17 protein-coding genes are annotated in these 22,264 nt (G+C 41.8%); 12 read left to right on the top strand and 5 right to left on the bottom strand.

Features of this window, described 5'->3' with window-relative positions:
• Nucleotides 1-3: 3 nt before the first annotated feature.
• Nucleotides 4-816: a 2OG-Fe(II) oxygenase gene (locus ACGF5R_RS18355; RefSeq protein WP_387692110.1), complete on the bottom strand. Its 813-nt coding sequence runs from the start codon at nucleotides 814-816 to the stop codon at nucleotides 4-6.
• Nucleotides 817-1,418: 602 nt separating this feature from the next.
• On the opposite strand from ACGF5R_RS18355, the gene ACGF5R_RS18350 reads away from it, so the two are divergent.
• The 5 genes from ACGF5R_RS18350 (at nucleotide 1,419) to kdsB (ending at nucleotide 7,658) form a co-directional block, all read left to right on the top strand.
• Nucleotides 1,419-3,746, top strand: coding sequence for a ComEC family protein (locus ACGF5R_RS18350; RefSeq protein ID WP_387692108.1), 2,328 nt, complete (start codon nucleotides 1,419-1,421; stop codon nucleotides 3,744-3,746).
• A gap of 35 nt (nucleotides 3,747-3,781) precedes the next feature.
• Nucleotides 3,782-5,530 (top strand): lipid A ABC transporter ATP-binding protein/permease MsbA, encoded by a 1,749-nt coding sequence (msbA, locus tag ACGF5R_RS18345; RefSeq protein ID WP_112894785.1) that lies wholly within the window; start codon nucleotides 3,782-3,784, stop codon nucleotides 5,528-5,530.
• Nucleotides 5,527-6,522: a tetraacyldisaccharide 4'-kinase gene (gene lpxK / locus ACGF5R_RS18340; protein ID WP_387692106.1), complete on the top strand. Its 996-nt coding sequence runs from the start codon at nucleotides 5,527-5,529 to the stop codon at nucleotides 6,520-6,522. The genes msbA and lpxK overlap by 4 nt, the downstream gene beginning before the upstream one ends.
• A 203-nt stretch (nucleotides 6,523-6,725) precedes the next feature.
• A complete protein-coding gene (locus tag ACGF5R_RS18335) occupies nucleotides 6,726-6,905 on the top strand; it encodes a Trm112 family protein (protein WP_011145924.1) in 180 nt (59 codons plus the stop codon).
• A gap of 3 nt (nucleotides 6,906-6,908) precedes the next feature.
• Complete coding sequence (kdsB, locus tag ACGF5R_RS18330; protein WP_387692104.1) at nucleotides 6,909-7,658, top strand: 3-deoxy-manno-octulosonate cytidylyltransferase; 750 nt, start codon at nucleotides 6,909-6,911, stop codon at nucleotides 7,656-7,658.
• Nucleotides 7,659-7,762: 104 nt separating this feature from the next.
• Here kdsB and elyC read toward each other — a convergent pair whose 3' ends face one another.
• Nucleotides 7,763-8,599 (bottom strand): envelope biogenesis factor ElyC, encoded by an 837-nt coding sequence (elyC, locus tag ACGF5R_RS18325; protein ID WP_387692102.1) that lies wholly within the window; start codon nucleotides 8,597-8,599, stop codon nucleotides 7,763-7,765.
• Between the two features lie 153 nt (nucleotides 8,600-8,752).
• Here elyC and cmoM point away from each other — a divergent pair, with 153 nt between their 5' ends.
• The 5 genes from cmoM to ACGF5R_RS18300 all read left to right on the top strand — a co-directional run bounded on the left by cmoM (nucleotide 8,753) and on the right by ACGF5R_RS18300 (nucleotide 16,537).
• Entirely contained in the window at nucleotides 8,753-9,532 is a 780-nt protein-coding gene (cmoM, locus tag ACGF5R_RS18320; protein WP_112876617.1) for a tRNA uridine 5-oxyacetic acid(34) methyltransferase CmoM, read from the top strand.
• Between the two features lie 10 nt (nucleotides 9,533-9,542).
• Entirely contained in the window at nucleotides 9,543-10,865 is a 1,323-nt protein-coding gene (gene mukF / locus ACGF5R_RS18315) for a chromosome partition protein MukF (protein ID WP_112876616.1), read from the top strand.
• Nucleotides 10,846-11,568 carry a chromosome partition protein MukE gene (gene mukE, locus ACGF5R_RS18310; RefSeq protein ID WP_112876615.1) on the top strand — a complete coding sequence of 241 codons (723 nt, stop codon included), beginning with the start codon at nucleotides 10,846-10,848 and terminating at the stop codon, nucleotides 11,566-11,568. The genes mukF and mukE overlap by 20 nt, the downstream gene beginning before the upstream one ends.
• The gene (mukB, locus tag ACGF5R_RS18305; RefSeq protein WP_387692100.1) at nucleotides 11,565-16,013 is read left to right on the top strand and encodes a chromosome partition protein MukB; all 4,449 of its coding nucleotides are present in this window, start codon (nucleotides 11,565-11,567) and stop codon (nucleotides 16,011-16,013) included. The genes mukE and mukB overlap by 4 nt, the downstream gene beginning before the upstream one ends.
• A 272-nt stretch (nucleotides 16,014-16,285) precedes the next feature.
• The gene (locus ACGF5R_RS18300) at nucleotides 16,286-16,537 is read left to right on the top strand and encodes a type II toxin-antitoxin system prevent-host-death family antitoxin (RefSeq protein ID WP_262980963.1); all 252 of its coding nucleotides are present in this window, start codon (nucleotides 16,286-16,288) and stop codon (nucleotides 16,535-16,537) included.
• Nucleotides 16,538-16,605: 68 nt separating this feature from the next.
• Here the strand turns inward: ACGF5R_RS18300 and ACGF5R_RS18295 are convergent, their stop codons facing one another.
• The 3 genes from ACGF5R_RS18295 to ACGF5R_RS18285 all read right to left on the bottom strand — a co-directional run bounded on the left by ACGF5R_RS18295 (nucleotide 16,606) and on the right by ACGF5R_RS18285 (nucleotide 20,032).
• Complete coding sequence (locus ACGF5R_RS18295) at nucleotides 16,606-17,649, bottom strand: fucose-binding lectin II (RefSeq protein ID WP_387692098.1); 1,044 nt, start codon at nucleotides 17,647-17,649, stop codon at nucleotides 16,606-16,608.
• Nucleotides 17,650-17,711: 62 nt separating this feature from the next.
• Nucleotides 17,712-18,494: a hypothetical protein gene (locus tag ACGF5R_RS18290; protein ID WP_387692096.1), complete on the bottom strand. Its 783-nt coding sequence runs from the start codon at nucleotides 18,492-18,494 to the stop codon at nucleotides 17,712-17,714.
• 647 nt (nucleotides 18,495-19,141) lie between these two features.
• A complete protein-coding gene (locus ACGF5R_RS18285; protein ID WP_387692094.1) occupies nucleotides 19,142-20,032 on the bottom strand; it encodes an N-acyl homoserine lactonase in 891 nt (296 codons plus the stop codon).
• Nucleotides 20,033-20,215: 183 nt separating this feature from the next.
• On the opposite strand from ACGF5R_RS18285, the gene ACGF5R_RS18280 reads away from it, so the two are divergent.
• Together ACGF5R_RS18280 and ACGF5R_RS18275 are read left to right on the top strand one after the other, a co-directional pair.
• On the top strand, nucleotides 20,216-20,920 hold the full coding sequence (locus ACGF5R_RS18280; protein ID WP_387692092.1) for a LuxR C-terminal-related transcriptional regulator: 705 nt from the start codon (nucleotides 20,216-20,218) through the stop codon (nucleotides 20,918-20,920).
• A 123-nt stretch (nucleotides 20,921-21,043) separates the two neighbouring features.
• Nucleotides 21,044-21,913: a hypothetical protein gene (locus ACGF5R_RS18275; protein ID WP_387692090.1), complete on the top strand. Its 870-nt coding sequence runs from the start codon at nucleotides 21,044-21,046 to the stop codon at nucleotides 21,911-21,913.
• Nucleotides 21,914-22,264 lie beyond the last annotated feature (351 nt).

Genomic DNA, 22,264 nt, shown 5'->3' with positions numbered 1-22,264 from the left:
TAATTAATTCCATAACATGAGATGTTTATTTAGTGATAATCCAATGAAGCTTTGTAATGATATTCTGCACCCTTCGGAAAAACTACGAATAGCATGGGGTTTCCTGGTGTTTATTATAATCAAATCTCCTTGTTCTGGTTTAATAAGGATGGATGGCGGAAGTGTGCCTCGCCAATCGTTTTCTGCATTATCTTCGATTAACTCGGTAATAGGGATTTCAGGAACATCCCACAGCTCAAGCTCTCCTCCATTTGTAGGCATTTTTATATAGATATTCACTGAGAATTGGCCCAACAAATTGACCGATTGTTGTTGAAGGCCATCAAAATGGGGTTGTTTTTCAACCATAAAAGAGCGTTCCGGCCTGCTCATCACTCTGGCAATACCCGCATGCATCTTTTTACCTTCAAAGTTTGCAATGCTGGCCCCGGCGGACCATATCTCGTCCAGTTCTAAACGAAATTTATCGAAAGGAGCTAACATTGGAGCACAGAAATTTCTGACATTTCTGATGGCAGGTAACGCATTTTCAAAATATTTTTTATAGCTATCGCTATCTTTGGGGTGACCAAAAGTTGTATTGTAAGACGGACCAATTCTATCAACACCATAATCAACTAAAACAACTTCATCTCCTTTTTTCAAATCATGAGGATGGCATTCTAGATTTTCATGGGAGAGAAAAAAATCAGAAAGCTTGTTTGCGATATCGCTATCAACATATTTTTTTATATGGATTGCTAACACTTCGTCATTAAATAATTTAGTAAGATAATTTTCTTGTAGAGAGTCAGACACAATTATTTTGTTTTTCATAAAAACCACCTTATTGTATTTAACATGATTTTTTGATTATTTTCCATATAAAAATAGAATGGAAATATTAATTTAGTATCATTCAAGTTAAATCAATGCGATCTTAATCACAAAACAAAAATTGGATACTCATTTAAGTAGTTTCACTAATGCAGTGTTCAATAATTGAGGTAATCTCTGGTAATAATGATTTTTATTGTTTTACATATGATTAAGTTAATTGTTTTATTAATTTATAGGCTTGGTTAATAATTTCAAAAATGAATTTAGTGTTTAATTATAATAATAAGTGGATAATGTAACTTATCGTGAGTTTATAATGTTTATTTATGTCTGTAATGAGAATGCAGACAAAACATTACGAAATATTTTATTTGATATCAGTATCGCAATGTTGCATTTGCGATCAATATAACATTTGGTGGGTAATTAGCAGGTGGCAGTTTCTGTATTTGCGAAGCTGTTCGCATATATTTTTGAAATGACTGTTAACCTGAAATTAATCTGCGAAGATGTTTGATAATTTTTCTTGTGCTTCTGGCTGCTTTGTAAAAAATAAGGAATACTCTTCTGGAAAAATAAAAGGGTAAGGATGAATAAGGATGTGGTTTTCAGTTGTGATAAATAAGATAACAACAAATTGGAAACAACCTATACCAATCATTAGCGTGAATCAGGCTGCAATAGCTATTATTGTCGGTATTGTACCCTTGCTTTTTTTGCCTGAGTTACCACAGAAATGGCAGGTTATGACATTGCTATTACTGGCGCTATTCTGCTTATTCTTACCATTTTGTCTTTGCCGGATGGTTTCAATTTCGTTACTGGCATTTCTTATTGGGTGCTGGCAGGGAAATCATTTGCTCGAACAGATAATCTATTTTAGTGAAAAAGCGCATTTATCACGGGTTATTATTGAAAGTTTATCATTAGATAATGAAGAGAAAAGCAGGGTTATCCTGCGTATTATTGAGAATGAAAACAAAGTTATTTTTCCGCCACTGTATGTTTCCGCTTATTGGGATATTTCTCCTGAATCTCTGTGTGCTGGTCAAGAATGGCGGCTGAAAATGAAATTACGGCCAGTTCATAGTCAGCTAAATCAAGGTGGATATGATAGCCAGCGTAGGGCATTAGCTATCCGCCGACCTTTAACAGGGAAAGTCATTCATGCTGAATTAATTGACGGGAAATGTAACTTACGTCAGCAATTGGTCAGTCATATTGCACCGGATATTCGTGAATTGAAGCATAGTGGCATTGCGATGGCATTAGCATTCGGAGAGCGTCAGTGGTTAAGTAAGGAGGATAATTTATTATTACAACAAACAGGTACGGCTCACCTTATGGCCATTTCAGGGTTGCATATTACCGTTGCCAGTATGTTTGGTTGGGGGATGGCAAGATTATTGCAATTCTTTTTTCCTATACGTTGGATAGGGCACAGATTTCCATTGATTATCGGTTGGATAGTGGCAATAAATTACGTCTGGTTATCGGGTTGGGGCATTCCGGCTATTCGTGCATTACTGGGTTTAACGCTCTGGCTATATTTACGTTACAGAAATATTCTCTGTTTCCCTTGGCAGTGGGCATTGTGGACAGCCGCAATGATTCTCTTATTTGATCCCCTGACTGTGCTTTCTGATAGCTTCTGGCTCTCCTTCTTTGCTGTGATGGCGATAATGTTCTGGTTCTTTTGGGCGCCGTTGATTGAGCCATTTCGTTATGGTTGGAAATGGCTATGGCTGCGCGGGTTATATATGCAAATGGGTATGATGCTGATGCTTATTCCTCTCCAGCTATTATTATTTCATGGTGTCAATTTTGCCGCTTTATTTGCTAACTTCTGGGCCGTGCCAATCATCTCTTTTATTACTGTTCCGTTGATTATGCTGGCATTAATAAGTAATTTTTGTTCTCTTATTCATGCGTTATTATGGCAATTAGTCGATTACTCTGTAACCTTCTCTTTAATTCCTTTGCCAGTTTTGCAACAGTCATGGAGTGAAACGGGTCGTTTTCCTCTATTAATAACGTTTATTGGCTGGTTTGTTGTCATCATTTGGCGATTTGCTTGGTGGCAATCATATAAGTTACTGATTGGCATTTCTTTAGGGATAATGCTCTGCTATCTGAGGCGCAACGAAGAATATCTGTGGCGATTTTCTATGCTGGATGTTGGGCACGGGCTTGCGGTTATCATTGAAAAAGATGGCAAAGCACTGATTTTTGATACCGCTAATCGTTGGGAAACTGGCAGTATGGCAGAAAGGGTGATAATCCCTTATTTGCGTTGGCATCGATTAACGCCAGAACAGATTATTATCAGTCATGATCATCTTGACCATACCGGTGGGTTAGAATCCTTACAACAAAAATATCCAGGTATTGCTGTGAGAAGTTCTTTAATTAATCAGCAACATCTTCCATGTATACGCGGTGAACAGTGGCTCTGGCAGGGGTTGAGCTTCCGTGTATTATGGCCGCCGGTAAGATCATTACACGCAGGTAATGACGAATCTTGTGTCATTCGGGTAGAAGATGGCAAACATAGCTTGCTTTTAACCGGAGATCTGGAAAAGCAAGGGGAATATAAGCTATTGGGAATAGAAAAAGAGAATTTAAGATCGACCGTATTGCAGGTTCCACATCATGGTAGTAACACGTCATCTACAGCCGCTTTTATTCATACCGTCTCACCACAATATGCACTGGCCTCTGTTGCACGTTATAGCCCGTGGCGACTTCCTTCGGTTAAAGTGCAGCGACGTTATCGTAAAATTGGGGCAGAATGGCGTAGTACCGCAGTATCCGGGCAGATAACGGGTTATTTTTATGGCGATCACGTTGAAATGATGAGCTATAGGCAACAAATTATGTCACGTTGGTATCATCAGTGGTTTGGTATTCGTAGTGATCATGAGTAGAATAACCCGCTATTTCTTTTTGTGTTGGTAACTCAATAATGAATGATAAAGACCTTTCTACCTGGCAGACATTTCGCCGACTATGGCCAATTGTCTCTCCGTTCAGAATTGGGCTGATAGTTGCTGCGGTTGCACTGATCCTTAATGCTGCCGGTGATACGTTAATGCTTTCATTGCTTAAGCCTTTACTTGATGAAGGTTTCGGCAAAGCAAGCAGTGATGTACTGAAATGGATGCCACTGATTGTGATTGCTTTAATGATTATGCGAGGGCTATCCGGGTTTGTATCAAGTTATTGTATCTCTTGGGTCTCCGGTAAAGTGGTAATGCAGATGCGTCGCCGTCTGTTCAGCCATATGATGGGGATGCCGGTGTCATTTTTTGATCAGCAATCTACAGGGACGCTGCTTTCCCGTATCACTTATGATTCTGAGCAAGTGGCTTCCTCCTCTTCCAGTGCACTGATTACTGTGGTCAGGGAAGGGGCATCCATAATCGGCCTGTTTATTTTGATGTTTTACTATAGCTGGCAATTATCTCTGATCCTGATTGTGATTGCGCCGATTGTGTCATTGGTGATTCGTGTGGTATCGAAGCGATTTCGCAGTATTAGTAAAAATATGCAGAATAGCATGGGGCAAGTCACAGCCAGTGCTGAGCAGATGTTGAAAGGGCATAAAGAAGTGCTCATTTTTGGCGGGCAGAAAGTAGAAACTGAGCGCTTTAATAAAGTCAGTAACCATATGCGTCAGCAAGGCATGAAAATGGTTTCTGCTTCATCAATTTCTGATCCCATCATTCAGCTTATTGCCTCGTTTGCTTTGGCCTTTGTCCTGTATGCAGCAAGTTTCCCGGATATTATGGAAACACTGACAGCGGGTAAAATTACGGTCGTATTTTCATCAATGATTGCGTTGATGCGTCCATTGAAATCGTTGACTAATGTTAATGCGCAATTCCAGCGAGGCATGGCCGCTTGTCAGACTCTGTTTTCGATTCTGGATATGGAACAGGAAAAAGATGATGGTAAGCTGGAGCTTAAAAAAGCGAACGGTGATATTGAATTCCGTAATGTGACTTTCTGCTATCCAACCAAGGAATTACCGGCGTTACAAAATATTTCCATGTATATCCCGGCGGGAAAAATTGTTGCTTTGGTAGGGCGTTCTGGTTCTGGTAAATCCACAATAGCGAATTTGCTGACCCGTTTTTATGATGTCAACGAAGGTAATATTTTGCTGGATGGGCATGACTTGCGGGAATATACGCTCTCTTCCTTGCGTGGACAGGTTGCTCTGGTATCGCAGAATGTGCATCTATTTAATGACACGGTAGCGAATAATATTGCTTATGCCAGTGAAAACCGATACAGCCGTGAAGAGATTGAGAAAGCCGCTGAGATGGCTTATGCAATGGACTTCATCAGGAAGTTAGATAACGGCTTGGATACGATGATCGGTGAGAATGGTGTGCTACTTTCTGGCGGCCAACGTCAGCGTATTGCTATTGCACGTGCCTTGTTGCGTGATTCTCCGGTTTTGATTCTTGATGAGGCAACCTCGGCGCTGGACACGGAATCTGAACGGGCAATTCAGGCTGCACTGGATGAATTGCAGAAAAACAGAACCTCGCTGGTTATTGCACATCGTCTATCAACCATTGAAAACGCGGATGAAATTCTGGTGATTGAAGATGGGCATATTGTTGAACGGGGTAACCATCTCTCTCTGTTGGAGCGAAATGGTGTCTACTCACAACTACATCGGATGCAATTTGGTCAATGATTGAGCGCATATGGTCAGGCCGCTCATGGCTTTATTTGCTGTTATTACCTTTTTCAGCCCTTTACGGGCTGATAAGTGGCTTACGGTGGTTGAGTTATAAAACAGGGTTGAGGCAATCCTGGAAAGCGCCTGTGCCTGTTGTGGTGGTGGGTAATCTAACTGCCGGCGGTAATGGTAAAACGCCGGTGGTTATTTGGCTGGTGGAGCAGTTGCAGCAAAAAGGTTATCGGGTTGGTGTTGTTTCCCGCGGTTATGGGGGGAAAGCAGAAAATTATCCTCTGTTGGTGACTGAAAATGTCACCACGGCTCAGGCCGGTGATGAACCAGTATTAATTCATCGTCGTACTGGCGCACCAGTGGCTATTGCGCCAAAACGGGTTGAGGCGGTGAGAGCATTACTGGCAGACACGCCATTGGATATCATCGTGACTGACGATGGTTTACAGCATTATGCTTTGCAGCGGGATTTTGAAATTGCGGTTATTGATGGCATGCGCCGTTTTGGGAATGGTTGGTGGCTTCCGGCTGGCCCAATGCGTGAACTATCTGGGCGGTTGAACAGGGTTAATGCCATTATCACCAACGGTGGTACTCCTCAGCCAGGCGAATTATCCATGACATTAGCTGGCGAGTTAGCTGTGAATATGGTGAGCGGTGAAAAACGAGCCGTGAATCTGATACCTCGTGCTGTTGCGATGGCTGGAATCGGCCATCCACCTCGGTTCTTTGCGACCTTGCAGCAGTTAGGCGCTGACCTACAAAAGGAGTACGCATTTGCCGATCATCAAACGTACACCGAAGATCAACTAAACCACCTGACTGATGCAAACCAGAATTTACTGATGACAGAAAAAGATGCGGTTAAGTGTTTTAGTTTTGCTCAGCCAAATTGGTGGTATTTACCAGTAGATGCTCGGTTACCCCATGAAAAGGGAGAGATAATGCTGAACAAGATTTGTTCGTTATTGGAGATGAATAAAAATATTAAGTAAATATACCCTATGGATTTCAAGATGCATCGCGACGGCAAGGGAGCGAATCCTTGGGAGCATAGCTAACTATGTGACCGGGGTGAGCGAGTGCTGCCAACAAAGAGGCAACTTGAAAGATAACGGGTATAACAAGAGTTAACGATGATACCAAGCTTATGTTATTCTGAGTTGCACTAAATTAAAGCTCCATAATTGGAGGATGTATGGATCACCGTTTACTCGAAATTATTGCCTGCCCTGTATGTAACGGAAAACTCAGTTACGATAAAGAGAATTTTGAACTCATTTGTAAGTTGGATCGACTCGCGTTTCCTGTACGTGATGGCATTCCCGTCCTGTTAGAGCACGAAGCCCGTGAATTACCTCTGGATGAGGAAAAATAAGACATGTTCACCGTTATTATTCCTGCTCGCTTTGCTTCAACCCGTTTACCCGGTAAACCTTTAGCCGATATTCACGGCAAGCCGATGATTGTCCGTGTTATGGAGCGGGCGAAGTGTTCAGGTGCTGCACGCGTCATTGTGGCAACAGATAATCACGACGTTGTTGATGCTGTTGTGGCAGCCGGTGGAGAGGCTTGTCTGACCAACGAAAATCACCATTCTGGTACTGAACGGTTAGCTGAGGTTATCAACAAATATCAATTTTCCGATGATGAAATTATCGTTAATGTTCAGGGGGATGAACCATTAATTCCCGAAGAGATCATTAAACAGGTTGCAGAGAATTTGGCGGGTTGTAAAGCGGGAATGGCAACGTTGGCTGTACAGATTCATGATGCGGAGGAAGCTTTTAACCCTAATGCTGTGAAAGTCGTTATGGATAAACAGGGTTATGCGCTCTATTTCTCCAGAGCAACCATTCCCTGGGAGCGTGACCGTTTTATTCAATCACGAGAAACGATTGGGGATAATTTCCTGCGTCATATTGGTATTTATGCCTATCGTGCGGGTTTTATCCGTCGCTATGTGCAATGGGAGCCGAGCCCGTTGGAGCAAATTGAAATGCTGGAACAATTGCGGGTACTTTGGTATGGCGAAAAAATTCATGTGGGGATTGCATTAAAAGCGCCGGGAGTGGGCGTTGATACGCCGGAAGATTTGGCAGCAATCAGAAAAGTGTTTACTGAAATTTGATTGGTTGTTTGAACTTATTTTTTGATTAACGAAAGCGCGTCATTCATTGTTGTTTATTTCTATATTGTTTCTATCGCGCTTTCGTTTCTCCATCTATTTTTACTTTAAGAAGTCGCTTGAGAGTTGTTTCTCGGCTGAGAATGCTCTGATTTTTGTGGGTGTTCCAGATCCTTCGACGGCTTAATACGTTGCCAGAGGGTGCCTAAAGTTTCATACCACACTCGTTCTGAATGAGATAGAAAATAAGCTGAGGGCAGATATTTTTCCCAAGGATGTAATGGTGAAGTGATCGCTAATTGGTTAGCTGGGCCGGGAATGGGGTTCAACCCATGTTGTTTAAAGAAAGTGATTGCTCGCTGCATATGATTGGCGGAAGTTACTAAAATAAAGGGTTGGTTACCAATCAGTTTCTTAACTTCATTGGCTTCTTGCTCAGTATCCATTGGCTTTGTTAGTGCAATCGTATCTTCTGCTGACACGCCGAGCGATTGGGCTACGATAGCGGCAACTTCAGCGCTACTTTTAACATTCGCCCCTTTGCCGCCGGTAAAGACCATTTTAGAGCCGGGGTTCAGGTGATATAAGCGGATACCTTCTGTCACTCGTGGCAAGCTGTTATTAAGTAAGTTTGAACTGGGTGCCCAATTTGGGTTATAAGTGAATCCACCACCAAGAACGACGATATAATCAACCGGTGGATTGTGACCAGGATCAGATTGATTGCTTTTAGCATAAACCGATTCCAGTGGTAACAGCAGCTTATCGGCAACAGGTTGCAAACTTAGCAGAAGTAGGGCGAGCCAACTGAATGTCAGAATTGTTTTTCCTGTTTTTTGCCAACGGGTAAACCACAGCAGTAATAAAGCAGCAAGTGAAATTAGCAATATTAATGGCAGAGGCATTACCATTGCGCCAAGGTACTTTTTAAATAAAAATTGCATTTATTTGCCTTAATTTGGTTGAATTATAGCCATGTGGTTTACAGATTGTTGTCAAAAGTGGTTATATCAACGAATGCTGTGCCAAAATAGCAGTTAGCGTAATAAAATCTCAACAGATAAATCAGATTTATTCCATTAGTGAGGCAGTTTTTCATGCGGGATCGCAATTTCGATGATATTGCAGACAAATTCTCTCGTAATATTTACGGCACAACCAAAGGTAAAATCAGGCAAGCCGTTGTCTGGCAGGATATCAGCGAATTACTGGCTCAATTACCTCAACGTCCACTACGTATTTTAGATGCGGGTGGTGGTGAGGGAAATATGGCATGTCAATTAGCTGAATTGGGTCATCAAGTGATATTGTGTGATTTATCAGAAGAGATGATCCAGCGGGCAAGGCTGGCCGCGGAAGAAAAGGGGGTCAGCCAAAATATGCAATTTATACAAAGCCCGGTACAAGAAATTAGCCAATATATAGAACAGCCGGTAGATCTGGTATTGTTTCATGCGGTACTGGAATGGATTACCGATCAGAAATATGCAATAGAAATGTTAACGAATATCATTAATCTTGGCGGTGCGTTGTCTTTAATGTTTTACAATGCCAATGGTTTGGTAATGCGTAATGCTATTTTAGGTAATTTTCATTTGGCGACACCCAATATACAACGTCGCAGAAAACGTTCATTATCGCCTCAGAATCCATTGGCGCCGGAGCAGGTATATCAATGGCTTGATGAATTAAATATGACGATTACCGGCAAAACAGGCGTGCGTGTTTTTCACGATTATTTGCAAAATCGCCAATTACAGAGTGAAAACTTTCCAGCATTGTTAGAATTGGAACAGCGTTATTGTCGCCAGGAACCTTATATCAGTCTGGGGCGTTACATTCATGTCATGGCACGCAAGCCAGCTTTAACAGTTTAAAGGACAAATTATGAGTGAATATTCCCAGACTGTCCCGGAACTGGTGTCTTGGGCCAGGAAAAATGATTTTTCCATCTCCTTGCCTGTAGAAAGACTGGCTTTTCTGATGGCAATTGCGGTGTTGAACAGCGAGCGTCTTGATGGCGAGATGAGCGAAGGGGAGCTGGTTGATGCTTTTCGTGAAGTTTGCAAAGGATTTGAGCAGACCACAGAATCTGTCGCTGTGCGGGCCAACAATGCTATCAATGACATGGTGCGTCAGAAACTTCTTAACCGTTTCACCAGTGAATTGGCCGATAACCATGCAATCTATCGCTTAACCCCGCTTGGAATAAGTATCAGTGACTACTACATTCGTCAGCGGGAATTTTCTACCTTACGTCTTTCGATGCAACTTTCGGTGGTGGCGAGTGAGTTACACCGGGCAGCAGAAGCGGCAGAAGAAAGGGGGGATGAATTTCATTGGCACCGTAATGTTTTTGCGCCGCTGAAATATTCTGTGGCGGAAATCTTCGACAGCATCGACATGTCTCAGCGCGTAATGGACGAGCAGCAAAACTCGGTTAAAGAAGATATTGCGGCGTTGCTGAATCAAGATTGGCAGGCAGCCATTGCCAACTGTGAGCAACTGTTATCCGAAACATCGGGTACGTTGCGGGAACTCCAGGACACACTGGAAGCGGCTGGAGATAAATTACAGGCTAATTTGTTGCGTATTCAGGAAGCCAATATGGACAGTGGCGGATCAGAACTGGTTGATAAACTGGTGTTTGATCTGCAAAGCAAACTGGACCGTATTATCAGTTGGGGTCAACAGGCGATTGATTTATGGATCGGCTATGATCGTCACGTTCACAAATTTATCCGTACTGCGATCGACATGGATAAAAATCGTATTTTCTCTCAGCGTTTACGTCAGTCAGTTCAACACTATTTTGATAATCCGTGGACCCTCACCATTGCTAACGCCGAACGGTTGTTAGATATGCGGGATGAAGAATTGGCGTTACGTAATGAAGAAGTAACGGGTGAACTGCCATTAGCGCTGGAATATGAAGAATTCAGTGAAATAAACGAACAACTGGCGGAAATGATTGAAAAAGCGCTGTTGATATATCGGCAGGAACAACGCCCGTTGGATTTGGGCGCCGTATTAAGGGACTACCTTACTCAGCATCCGCTTTCTCGTCACTTTGATGTGGCGCGTATTCTGGTGGATCAGGCTGTACGATTGGGTGTGGCAGAAGCGGATTTCTCTGGGTTGCCAGCGGAATGGTTAACGATTAATGATTACGGAGCCAAGGTACAGGCACATGTCATCGACACATATTGAACAATTTATGCCAGTTAAACTGGCACAGGCGTTAGCCAATTCACTTTTCCCAGAACTGGATAGCCAACTTCGCGCGGGTCGTCATATCGGGATAGATGATCTTGATAACCATGCTTATCTGATGGATTTTCAGGAGCAATTGGAGGAATTTTACGCCCGCTATAATGTGGAGTTGATCCGTGCGCCGGAAGGTTTCTTCTATCTGCGGCCCCGTTCAACCACATTGATCCCGCGCTCGGTATTATCAGAGCTGGATATGATGGTAGGAAAAATTCTTTGTTATCTCTATCTCAGCCCGGAACGTCTGGCTAATCAGGGGATTTTTACTGCTCAGGAGCTGTACGAAGAGCTGATCTCACTGGCCGATGAGGGCAAGTTGATGAAATTTGTCAACCAGCGCTCCTCCGGTTCCGATTTGGATAAACAGAAATTGCAGGAAAAAGTGCGTACGGCACTGAACCGTCTGCGCCGTTTGGGCATGGTCTATTTCCTGCCGAATGACAACAACAAATTTACCATTACTGAGGCGGTATTCCGTTTTGGTGCGGATGTACGCAGTGGCGACGATCCTCGTGAAGTCCAACTGAGGATGATCCGTGATGGTGAAGCAATGCCGGTTGAAGGCGGCTTGTCGCTTGATGACAGTGAAAATGATGAAACACCGGATAACTCAGCAGAAGGTGCGGGAGATGAACAACCATGATTGAACGCGGTAAATTTCGTTCACTGACGCTGGTTAACTGGAATGGTTTTTTTGCCAGAACATTTGATCTTGATGAATTAGTGACCACCTTATCAGGCGGTAATGGGGCGGGTAAATCCACCACGATGGCGGCTTTTGTCACCGCGCTAATCCCTGATTTAACCTTGTTGCATTTCCGTAACACCACCGAAGCTGGTGCAACTTCCGGTTCTCGTGATAAAGGTTTGCACGGCAAGTTGCGTGCGGGGGTCTGTTACTCAACGCTGGATGTCATTAACTCTCGGCATCAGCGGGTCATCGTTGGGGTGAGGCTGCAACAGGTAGCGGGGCGTGACCGTAAGGTCGATATCAAACCTTTTATGATTCAAGGGTTGCCAACCGCTATTCAACCTACGCAGTTATTGACTGAAAATGTGGGTGAAAGACAGGCGCGAGTATTGCCACTGAATGAACTGAAAGATCGCCTTGATGAAATGGAAGGCGTGCAGTTCAAACAATTTAACTCCATCACCGATTACCATGCGCTGATGTTTGATTTGGGTGTGATCCCCAAACGCCTGCGTTCAGCAAGTGATCGCAGTAAATTCTATCGTCTGATCGAAGCTTCCTTATATGGTGGTATTTCCAGTGCCATTACCCGCTCCTTGCGTGATTACCTGTTACCGGAAAACAGTGGTGTTCGGAAGGCATTTCAGGATATGGAAGCGGCGCTGCGTGAAAACCGTATAACACTGGAAGCTATCCGGGTAACTCAATCTGATCGCGATCTGTTTAAACATTTGATCACCGAAGCGACTGCTTACGTTTCCGCTGATTATATGCGTCATGCCAATGAGCGTCGCACTCATTTGGATCAGGCACTGGCATTGCGTGGAGAACTGTTTGGTAGCCATAGGCAACTGGCAACCGAACAGTATCGCCATGTCGAAATGGCGCGGGAACTGGCGGAGCAGAGTGGAGCTTCTGTTGATTTAGAAGCTGATCATCAGGCCGCCAGTGATCATCTGAATTTGGTGCAGACAGCCATGCGCCAGCAAGAAAAAATTGACCGTTATCAGGGAGATCTGGAAGAACTCTCTTACCGTCTGGAAGAGCAAACTGAGGTTGTTGAAGAAGCAGCGGAACTTCAGGCTGAATATGAAGCCAGAGCGGAAGCGGCAGAACAGGAAGTCGATGAGCTGAAAAGCCAGTTGGCGGATTACCAGCAAGCACTGGATGTTCAGCAAACCCGCGCTATTCAGTATCAACAGGCATTACAAGCGCTGGAACGCGCCCGTGAGCTTTGCCGGTTACCGGATCTTTCCGCTGATAATGCAGAAACATGGTTGGAAACTTTTCAGATTAAAGAGCAACAGGCGACAGAAGCCCTGTTGGCGTTAGAGCAGAAATTAAGTGTTGCGGATGCGGCTCATAATCAGTTCGAACAAGCGTATCAATTAGTCAAAAGTATGGTTGGTGAAATCAGCCGTAGTGAAGCATGGCAGAATGCTCGTGAATTACTGCGTGATTGGCCGGGGCAGCAACATCTGGCGGATCGGGTGCAGCCATTACGGATGCGATTGGCTGAACTGGAACAGCGGCTGAACAACCAACAGGATGCTGAGAGTTTATTAAGCGAGTTTTGTAAGCGACAGGGACGGCAGTATCAAGCCGAAGATCTGGAAGCGCTGCAAAATGAACTTGAAGCCCGGCAGGATGCGCTGAGTCTGAGTGTCAATGAAAGCGGTGAATGCCGTATGGAGATGCGTCAGGCGCTTGAACAACTGAAACAGAAAATTCAGTCATTGACTGCCCGTGCGCCGGTTTGGTTGGCTGCGCAGGATACCCTGAACCAACTGTGTGAACAGAGTGGTGAGGTACTGGCAAGCAGTAATGACGTGACTGAATATATGCAGCAATTGCTTGAGCGTGAGCGTGAAACCACGGTAGAGCGTGATGACGTTGCGGCACAAAAACGTGAGTTGGAAAAACAGATCGAACGTCTCAGTCAGCCAAGTGGTGCGGAAGACAGCCGAATGATTGCATTGGCGGAACGTTTCGGCGGCGTTTTGCTGTCAGAAATTTATGACGATATCACCATCGATGATGCACCGTACTTCTCCGCCCTGTATGGGCCAGCGCGTCACGGCATCGTGGTGCCGGATCTTTCCTTGGTACGTCCACATCTTGAAACGTTGGAAGATTGCCCGGAAGATCTCTATTTAATTGAAGGTGATCCGCAATCCTTTGATGACAGCGTATTTAATGCCGAAGAGCAGACACATGCGGTATTGGTCAAATCTTCTGAGCGCCAGTGGCGTTATTCCCGTTATCCTGAACTGCCGCTATTTGGTCGTGCTGCCAGAGAAAACCGCTTAGAAGCTTTGAATCTGGAGCGCGATACCTTAGCAGAGCGTTATGCCACGCTCTCTTTTGATGTGCAGAAAATCCAGCGTGCTCATCAATCGTTCAGTCAGTTTGTCGGTAAACACCTCTCTGTCGCATTTGATACCGATCCAGAAGCGGAAATCCGCGAACTGAAACAGCAGCGTACAGAGTTAGAGCGGGAACTATCCCGGTTTGAAGAGCAGACTCAACAACAGCGCCAGCAATATACTCAGGCTAAAGAGAGCCTGACGGCATTAAATCGCCTGCTCCCCCAAATCACATTATTGTTGGATGAAACCTTAATCGATCGCGTAGAAGAAATACGTGAAGAATTGGATGAAGCGCAAGAAGCCGCTCGTTTTCTGCAACGGCATGGTTCGGCGCTGGTGAAGTTGGAACCGATGGTTGCTGTTCTGCAAAGCGATCCACAGCAGCATCAACAGTTGCAACAAGACTATGAAACCGCCAAACAGAGCCAGCATCAGGCTAAACAGCGGGCTTTTGTGCTGGTGGAAGTGGTACAGCGTCGTGCGCATTTTAGCTACAGCGATTCTGCCGGTATGCTCAACGAAAATGCGGATCTGAATGACAAACTGCGTCAGCGTCTGGAACATGCAGAATCGGACCGCAGCCGCGCCCGCGAACAATTGCGTCAACAGCAAGCGCAATATTCCCAATTTAACCAAGTGTTGGCATCTCTAAAGAGCTCTTACGAAACCAAACAGGATATGTTGAAAGAGCTGGAACAGGAGATGAAAGAGATTGGTGTTCAGGCGGATGCTAATGCAGAAGCGCGTGCTCGTGAACGTCGTGATCATCTGCATGAAGCGCTTAGCGCTAACCGTTCCAGAGTCAATCAGCTTGAGAAACAGATTGCCTTTTGCGAAGCGGAAATGGATAGCTTGCAGAAAAAACTGCGTAAACTGGAACGCGATTACTATCAAATCCGTGAGCAGGTGGTTTCAGCCAAAGCGGGTTGGTGCTCAGTGATGCGCATGGTGAAAGACAACGGTGTTGAGCGTCGTCTGCATCGCCGTGAACTGGCGTATATGGAGGGGGGCGCATTGCGTTCCATGTCGGATAAAGCACTGGGGGCATTACGTCTGGCAGTAGCTGATAACGAACATCTACGTGATGCGTTGCGTTTATCCGAAGATCCAAAACGCCCTGAACGTAAAATTCAGTTCTTTATTGCTGTTTATCAGCACCTGCGTGAACGTATTCGTCAAGATATTATTCGCACTGACGATCCGGTTGATGCCATTGAACAGATGGAAATTGAGCTGGCCCGTCTGACGGAAGAGCTGACTGCCCGCGAGCAAAAACTCGCTATCAGTTCGAAGAGTGTGGCGAATATTATCCGCAAAACCATTCAGCGTGAGCAGAACCGTATCCGAATGCTAAATCAGGGATTACAAGCGGTCTCCTTTGGTCAAGTGCGTGGTGTACGGTTGAATGTGAACGTGCGTGAAAGCCACGCGATATTGCTGGATGTGCTGTCTGAACAGCAAGAACAGCATCAGGATCTATTTAACAGCCAGCGATTAACCTTCTCGGAAGCAATGGCAAAACTGTATCAGCGCCTGAATCCTCAAGTAGATATGGGGCAGCGTTTGCCGCAAACCATAGGTGAAGAGTTGCTGGATTATCGCAACTATCTGGAACTGGACGTTGAGGTTAACCGTGGATCTGATGGTTGGTTAAAAGCAGAGAGTGGGGCGCTATCGACCGGTGAAGCGATTGGGACCGGCATGTCGATTCTGGTGATGGTGGTGCAGAGTTGGGAAGAAGAATCCCGCCGTTTGCGTGGTAAAGATATTTCCCCTTGTCGGTTGTTATTCCTTGATGAAGCGGCGCGTCTGGATGCCAAATCCATTGCCACTCTGTTTGAATTATGCGAACGCCTACAAATGCAGTTAATTATCGCCGCGCCCGAAAATATCAGCCCTGAAAAAGGGACCACCTATAAACTGGTGCGTAAAGTATTTAACAACCACGAACATGTTCATGTGGTTGGGCTGCGAGGATTTGGGCAGGATGTGCCGGCAACTCAATTGATTTCAGATGCTATCGCTTAATTAAATGGATGGTTTACGGTCATTATAAGTTGGGAAAATAAAGAAAGTGCGCCACGGATGGCGCAATAGATATGTAGCTTGAAAAATTGTACCATTATTTTCTGCTTATTAAGATTCGGTATTATTGATACGGGAAAAGGACATATTATGCGGAAGACAACATATATACCTAATAGATTTCGAGTTGCAGCGAGGCGGCAAGGGAGCGAATCCCCGGGAGCATAGATAACTATGTGACCGGGGTGAGTGAGTGCAGCCAACAAAGCAGCAGCTTGAAAGATGAAGGGTATAGCGTTGCAAAGGGAAATCTTGCTTCAATTATGGACCAAGCCGTTCAGGATGGTGCGCCAATATTGATCACCAGACAAAACGGTGGAGATTGTGTCATTATTTCAAGTGCAGAATATGCAAGTCTTGAAGAAACCGCTTATTTATTACGATCACCAGCTAATGCAAAACATTTACTTAAATCATTAGAGCAGGTGAGTGGTGGGAGTTTGCAGGAAAGGCAGTCAGATAAATAAACGCTTTAATAAAGAAAATGCGCCAAGGGTGGCGCAATAATTATTCTAATCTAGCAACTATTTTTAGTTTATGTCAGAGGCCAATTCAAGAACACCACGCTATCATTGTAATGACTATTGGTACCATTTTCAGCACCGATAATAGCGGTTCCCGGATTTCCATCAAATGTATTATCGAAATAACGAAGCTTACATGGTTTGCCATCTCCTGCAATCTCAATACAGATTTTGCCTGTACCTGATGTGTAGGCTTTAGTCGCCATGAGATTATTTTGTCCTTTACCGGTTAATGTATCTACCAGAAGATCATCAATATATACTTTTACAGTTTGCGAAATATTTGTATTAGCGTAGGCTATCAGGCCGAATCGAATACTTTGAGGTAACTTGAAACAATATTTACCTGTGTCATTAGTACCACATGTTCCATTACAGACTTTACTATTGCCTCCATTATTGTCTCGGTGACTGTCTAATAAATCAGTATCGATTGATACTGCCGATTGAATATTTTTGAAGGTTAACCCTCTCCAACCCTCATTATCGCTGGAGATGATGATTGGCCCGGCATCAAGTGCATTCAAATTTGGGTCGAACCGAATAAAAGAATCACCTTTGAAAAAATAAATAAAATTTCCATCGATATCTGGCCATGAAATAACAGCACCCAGATTGCTACTAAATGCTGCATATTTCTCGGTCATTCCCCACCGATCTGAAATAGTGCTGATCTTAATTGTGTGTAAATCGATGGTGTAATCTACACAATGTTCACCTTTAAAGAAACAGACAGTGTTTGTAGTCAATTCTATGGCTGCATCTATTCCATTTTCCAGTTCTGTTCCTTTTAATCCAGGCCACCCATCTATAATGAAATTCGGTCCATCAACGACCTGTGCTTTCGCGATATCGAATTTAAGATATAGTGAACCTTTAAAAAAATATAAAAAACCATTTAAATTAATAACATCGTCAATATATCTTTGGAACCCGGTAGGCAGGTTGGGCCAATCTTTACCGATGGGTTGGGGGTAACCCATGTGTGTATTTAAACACTGATTATTGAACTTAATGTTTTCTTCATTCAGGAAGAAATAACTAGATATATTCATTGTTATATATCCTTTGTAATTAGAAAATAAGAGGTAATTTAAATCTTTTCGGTGCAACGGAATTAAAGTTTCATAATAAAAGCCAGTAAATAATAAGGTGGAATAATATCAACACTATGATTATGTTCAGGGGACGATGCTGTTGCTGGGTGATTATGTCCTTCTCCACCTCCTGTGCTTGATGTATATGCGTAACGAGGGGAGCCAGCAGTACCCATTACTGTGTCATAATTACGTATTTGCATAATATTGGTGCCGCCAGGGTAATCATGACCATATCTCATTCCAGATTCAGACCAAAAAGCCATCCCCCCAATATGTTTATGACTAGGTATTTGTGACTCTGTTAATATTGTATCTTCCACAGTAACATTTACCGAAACCGCAGTTGATGTTGTATTTTTGGAAAAGATTTTTTCGGTGCCACTACCATTAGCTTTACTACTGCTTTGCCCTGTTTCAGAAAGAGTTTCCCCGCACATGACAAAACGACTTCTTAAATCTGGGGTTCCATTATTACCATCACAAAAAGCCCAGCCTGTAGGAGCATCCATACCGGAGAACATCATAATCATGCCTTTTGGCAGTACATTATTGGGATCAATACTGATGCCGTTACTGTCTACTTTAATACCATTACCAGCTTTTACATTTAGTCCATCTTTATCTGCTTTTAAGCCGCCGTCAGGGTTAATTTTTATTGCTTGTGTATAGTCATCACCCGGTTTTAGCGCTGAATGTGGATTATCAGTCCGACCGGGTGTTTTACCAACTGTATGGCGATCCAGAGTATTGGTATTCTCTGTGTTGGATTCTGAAGTGGACCGGTTATATTTTTTTTCCATTTTTATCACCTTGTATATGATATTGAGTTGTTTTGTTCAACAATGAAATTGATGATTTTTTCCTTTATTTACTATACCCAATAGATTTCAATTTGCAGCGCGGCGGCAAGTGAACGCATCCCCAGGAGCATAGATAACTATGTGACTGGGGTAAGTGAAAGCAGCCAACAAAGCAGCAACTTGAAAGATGAAGGGTATTTTGCATTTAAAATATAAAAAGTGTTTATTGCTTTGTCTTCATTAGTTTTGATTCAAGGGTATAGCTACCGCAATAACATGATTTATAGATGTTATTGTTTATATTTAAAAATTTATCCAATAGTTATTTAAATGAATTTTCGTGAAACAAAACAATTATAGGGGGAGGATTTTTAGACACAACATCAATTAATAACAGAGATTGTTAATCGATATGTATTTTCTCTGGTTGTTCAATTTTAAGCATGACAGGTCGGGGATAATGAATAGGGTTATTTTTATTGCTTGGGATAAGTGGATTGGTTTTATTTTCAATGCTGGCCTTTTGCGACACCCTCTTCAGGGTGAGGAGGATGTCAAAGCAGAGTTCTGTTTCATCACGAAGAGCGAAGGTGGATTACAGGTAAGCTCAGTATGAAAAATAGAGCTTACAGTAATCCAATAATCGTTTATGGCTTAATAACTTGATCTTCAATTTTAAATTTGAATAATGCATCCTCATTTAAAGTTCTTGGTAGTAGCATTTTAACAATAGGCAAAAATTTACCTGTTGCGTCTTTATAATCACGCTGATCTTTTTGCGCATCAGCTAAGCCTGAATTTTCTGAATAAAAAAGGGCTTCAATAGGTAATTTATTAGGATCATTTTCTTCCCAGGTTGACATTCTGATTTCATTCTGTTTTGGTGGAGTATTAGGAGTACGTGGAAGTTTTTTGATACTTTCTAACATTTGATAGAAAGCTATAGCTGGATTATTTACATCTTTAGTAACATTAAATCCACATTGAAAAAGATCTTGAGAGTTTACTCTCCTATAATTTTTTATCCAATCATCGGAATTCATCACATTTTGTTCTTGGCAAGATTTACCTTTACCTGTCGCCTTAGTAATATTTTCACCACAACCTTTATTCGTTCTCTCATTTGTATAGCCATCAATAGGAAATGCACACAATACAGAAAAATCGACGCTATCTTGAGGTGCTATATGTTCAGGGAAAACAATAAATCCATTTTTATATCCATAAGCTAAGCGTTTAAACTTAGCGTCTTTCCTTAAATATGAAAAAGAAACACCACCACTTTTTATAGATGATGGGCTAGGTTGCCAAAATTTATGATTATTTGAATGTGTAGTGCCACGCAATATAACGCCAGAGCAAAGAAAAGCAGGTGATTGAGCATCACCACAATCTTTAACGGTATTATTATATTGTTGAGTTAATATACTCGCAATATTATTTTGTACCTCGGTTTCATTTTCCGTTTGAGTGAAAGCAAAAGTATTTGCTGAAAAAAAGACAATACTAAGGAGCAAACCTACGATAGGCTTTTTCATAAAATCCTCACTTAATTTAAAGTGTATTAATTGAAATTAAATTGTTCCTCGTTCACTTCCTAGTAAAGTCTTTCACTGTTTTGTTTATATCACAACTATCAGATTTGATAGTTGTTCTAGTCAATTATTGGACTAATCTTAGTATTAACATTTTGAAATATTTAACAATACCCAGGTTAAATTATGATTGACTTGTATGAATTTTATTCAGATTGTGTTGTTGAGGAATTTAATGATCTTCATTTTGTTATTAAAACCATTCAATCTATTACTGATATAGAATGGTACTCTCTCTTTTACTCTTCAACTAAAAATAATATTAAAGAAGCAAATTTCATTACCAATAATGATAAATTAGCCTTAACATATCAAAAAGAAAAATATATCAATAACAATCCCGTTTTTGAATATTGCATAAAAAACACTATCCCTTTCATATGGGATTGCAATAAACTAGAAGAAAAATCACTTTTTTTACATGAAATTAAAGATTATGGAATAAACCATGGCATATCTTTTCCTATGCATGGTATTAATCATGATTTTGGAATTTTAACTTTATCTTTTTATTGCAAAGAAGATGATTATACAACGACAATAAATAAAAATTTTAATCAACTAATGGCATTAAGAGATATAATACTACATTATTTAATTATTTTAAAAAACAAAAAAAATAAAAAAGACAACATTAAATTAAGTGAAAGAGAAAAAGAAGTTTGTTCTTGGTATTTAATTGGAAAAACAACATGGGAGATATCACGCATACTTAATTGCTCAGAAGCAAATGTTAATTTTCATTTTAAAAAAATTAGAGAAAAATTTAATGTTAACTCTAGAGGTGCAGCCATAATAAAGGCCATTGAAAATGGCCAAATAGAATTATGAAGCCTTGTTTTACTATCAAATCTGATAGTTGTGATATAAACAAAACAGTGAAAGACTTTACTAGGAAGTGAACGAGGAACAATTTAATTTCAATTAACATACTTTAAATTAAGTGAGGATTTTATGAAAAAGCCTATTGTAGGTTTGCTCCTTAGTATTGTCTTTTTTTCAGCAAATACTTTTGCTTTCACTCAAACGGAAAATAAAACCGAGGTACAAAACGATATTGCCAATATATTAACCCAACAATATAATAATACCGTTAAAGATTGTGGTGACGCTCAATCACCCGCTTTTCTTTGCTCTGGAGTTTTGATGAGAGGGACTCGTCCTGGATTTAAATTTTGGAAGTTAAATCCATCTTCTATAAAAAATAATGGAGTTTCTTTTTCATATTTAAGAAAAGATGCTAAATTTGGCAATACATTTGCTAGCGTTAATGGTTTTATTCTTTTTCCTGAACAGATGGCCCCTGAAGATAAGGTTAAAGTTCCTGTATTATGCTCCTATGTTCTTGATGCAAATACTTGGGGGCGTCAGGGAAATTATTGTGGTGCACCGCCTAAACCTTCAGATGGGAAATCATGCCAAGACTTTGGTGTTTTCACGGCTCATCAATTAAATAAAGCTATTGTAAGAAAATCCGCATGGGGAATCTGTGCATTTGATGTTAGACCGACGGCTAAAAATCCAGCAGATGCTTTTTATCAAACATTACTTGCAATGCCTTATCATGGTAATGGTTTAAATTATAATGAGATAGTCGTTCAACCTTGGGATGAGAATAAGCCACAAACATTACCTATTGAAGCCCTTTTTTATTCAGCAAATTCAGGTTTAGTTAATGCACAAAAAGATCAACGTGATTATAAAGATGCAACAGGTAAATTTTTACCTATTGTTAACATCGAATTACCTAAAGGTATAAATGTAAAACAGGCAACAGATGCTGTATTTACATTTAACCCTAAAGATCAAGTTGTGAGTCAGTAATATAACATTTTAGTTATATACCCTATGGATTTCAGATGCATCGCGACGGCAATTTATTTTACGGCATTAATGAGTAGAAAATAAAAAATGCGCCACGGATGGCGCATAGATATTTAGTCTGAGATTGTACAGTTTATTTTCTGTTTATCAGGTTGAATGTTATTAATACGAAAGTTGGAAGAGCATGTTTTAATTTGTTGTTATTCTCGCGTGGGTATTCTATTGAATAAATAATAATTTTAGGCAGATTCGACTAATAAGTGCAATTTTTCAGAAGGGCGGTCAGTTGCTATAGTAGGCATCTTTCTCGCCAAAGGAAAATGCACTATGGCCTATACACAACTGACCGAA

It is taken from the genome of Photorhabdus sp. RM71S, from assembly GCF_042879355.1.
Taxonomy (GTDB): Bacteria; Pseudomonadota; Gammaproteobacteria; order Enterobacterales; family Enterobacteriaceae; genus Photorhabdus; species Photorhabdus kayaii.
This window is presented reverse-complemented; position numbering and strand designations above follow the sequence as displayed.

Coding starts and splice junctions, on each gene's coding strand:
- mukF (WP_112876616.1), top strand. CDS start 9,543: ATGAGTGAATATTCCCAGACTGTCCCGGAACTGGTGTCTTGGGCCAGG.
- elyC (WP_387692102.1), bottom strand. CDS start 8,599: ATGCAATTTTTATTTAAAAAGTACCTTGGCGCAATGGTAATGCCTCTG.
- ACGF5R_RS18335 (WP_011145924.1), top strand. CDS start 6,726: ATGGATCACCGTTTACTCGAAATTATTGCCTGCCCTGTATGTAACGGA.
- ACGF5R_RS18350 (WP_387692108.1), top strand. CDS start 1,419: ATGTGGTTTTCAGTTGTGATAAATAAGATAACAACAAATTGGAAACAA.
- mukB (WP_387692100.1), top strand. CDS start 11,565: ATGATTGAACGCGGTAAATTTCGTTCACTGACGCTGGTTAACTGGAAT.
- ACGF5R_RS18275 (WP_387692090.1), top strand. CDS start 21,044: ATGAAAAAGCCTATTGTAGGTTTGCTCCTTAGTATTGTCTTTTTTTCA.
- ACGF5R_RS18280 (WP_387692092.1), top strand. CDS start 20,216: ATGATTGACTTGTATGAATTTTATTCAGATTGTGTTGTTGAGGAATTT.
- ACGF5R_RS18285 (WP_387692094.1), bottom strand. CDS start 20,032: ATGAAAAAGCCTATCGTAGGTTTGCTCCTTAGTATTGTCTTTTTTTCA.
- kdsB (WP_387692104.1), top strand. CDS start 6,909: ATGTTCACCGTTATTATTCCTGCTCGCTTTGCTTCAACCCGTTTACCC.
- ACGF5R_RS18295 (WP_387692098.1), bottom strand. CDS start 17,649: ATGAATATATCTAGTTATTTCTTCCTGAATGAAGAAAACATTAAGTTC.
- ACGF5R_RS18355 (WP_387692110.1), bottom strand. CDS start 816: ATGAAAAACAAAATAATTGTGTCTGACTCTCTACAAGAAAATTATCTT.
- cmoM (WP_112876617.1), top strand. CDS start 8,753: ATGCGGGATCGCAATTTCGATGATATTGCAGACAAATTCTCTCGTAAT.
- mukE (WP_112876615.1), top strand. CDS start 10,846: ATGTCATCGACACATATTGAACAATTTATGCCAGTTAAACTGGCACAG.
- ACGF5R_RS18290 (WP_387692096.1), bottom strand. CDS start 18,494: ATGGAAAAAAAATATAACCGGTCCACTTCAGAATCCAACACAGAGAAT.
- lpxK (WP_387692106.1), top strand. CDS start 5,527: ATGATTGAGCGCATATGGTCAGGCCGCTCATGGCTTTATTTGCTGTTA.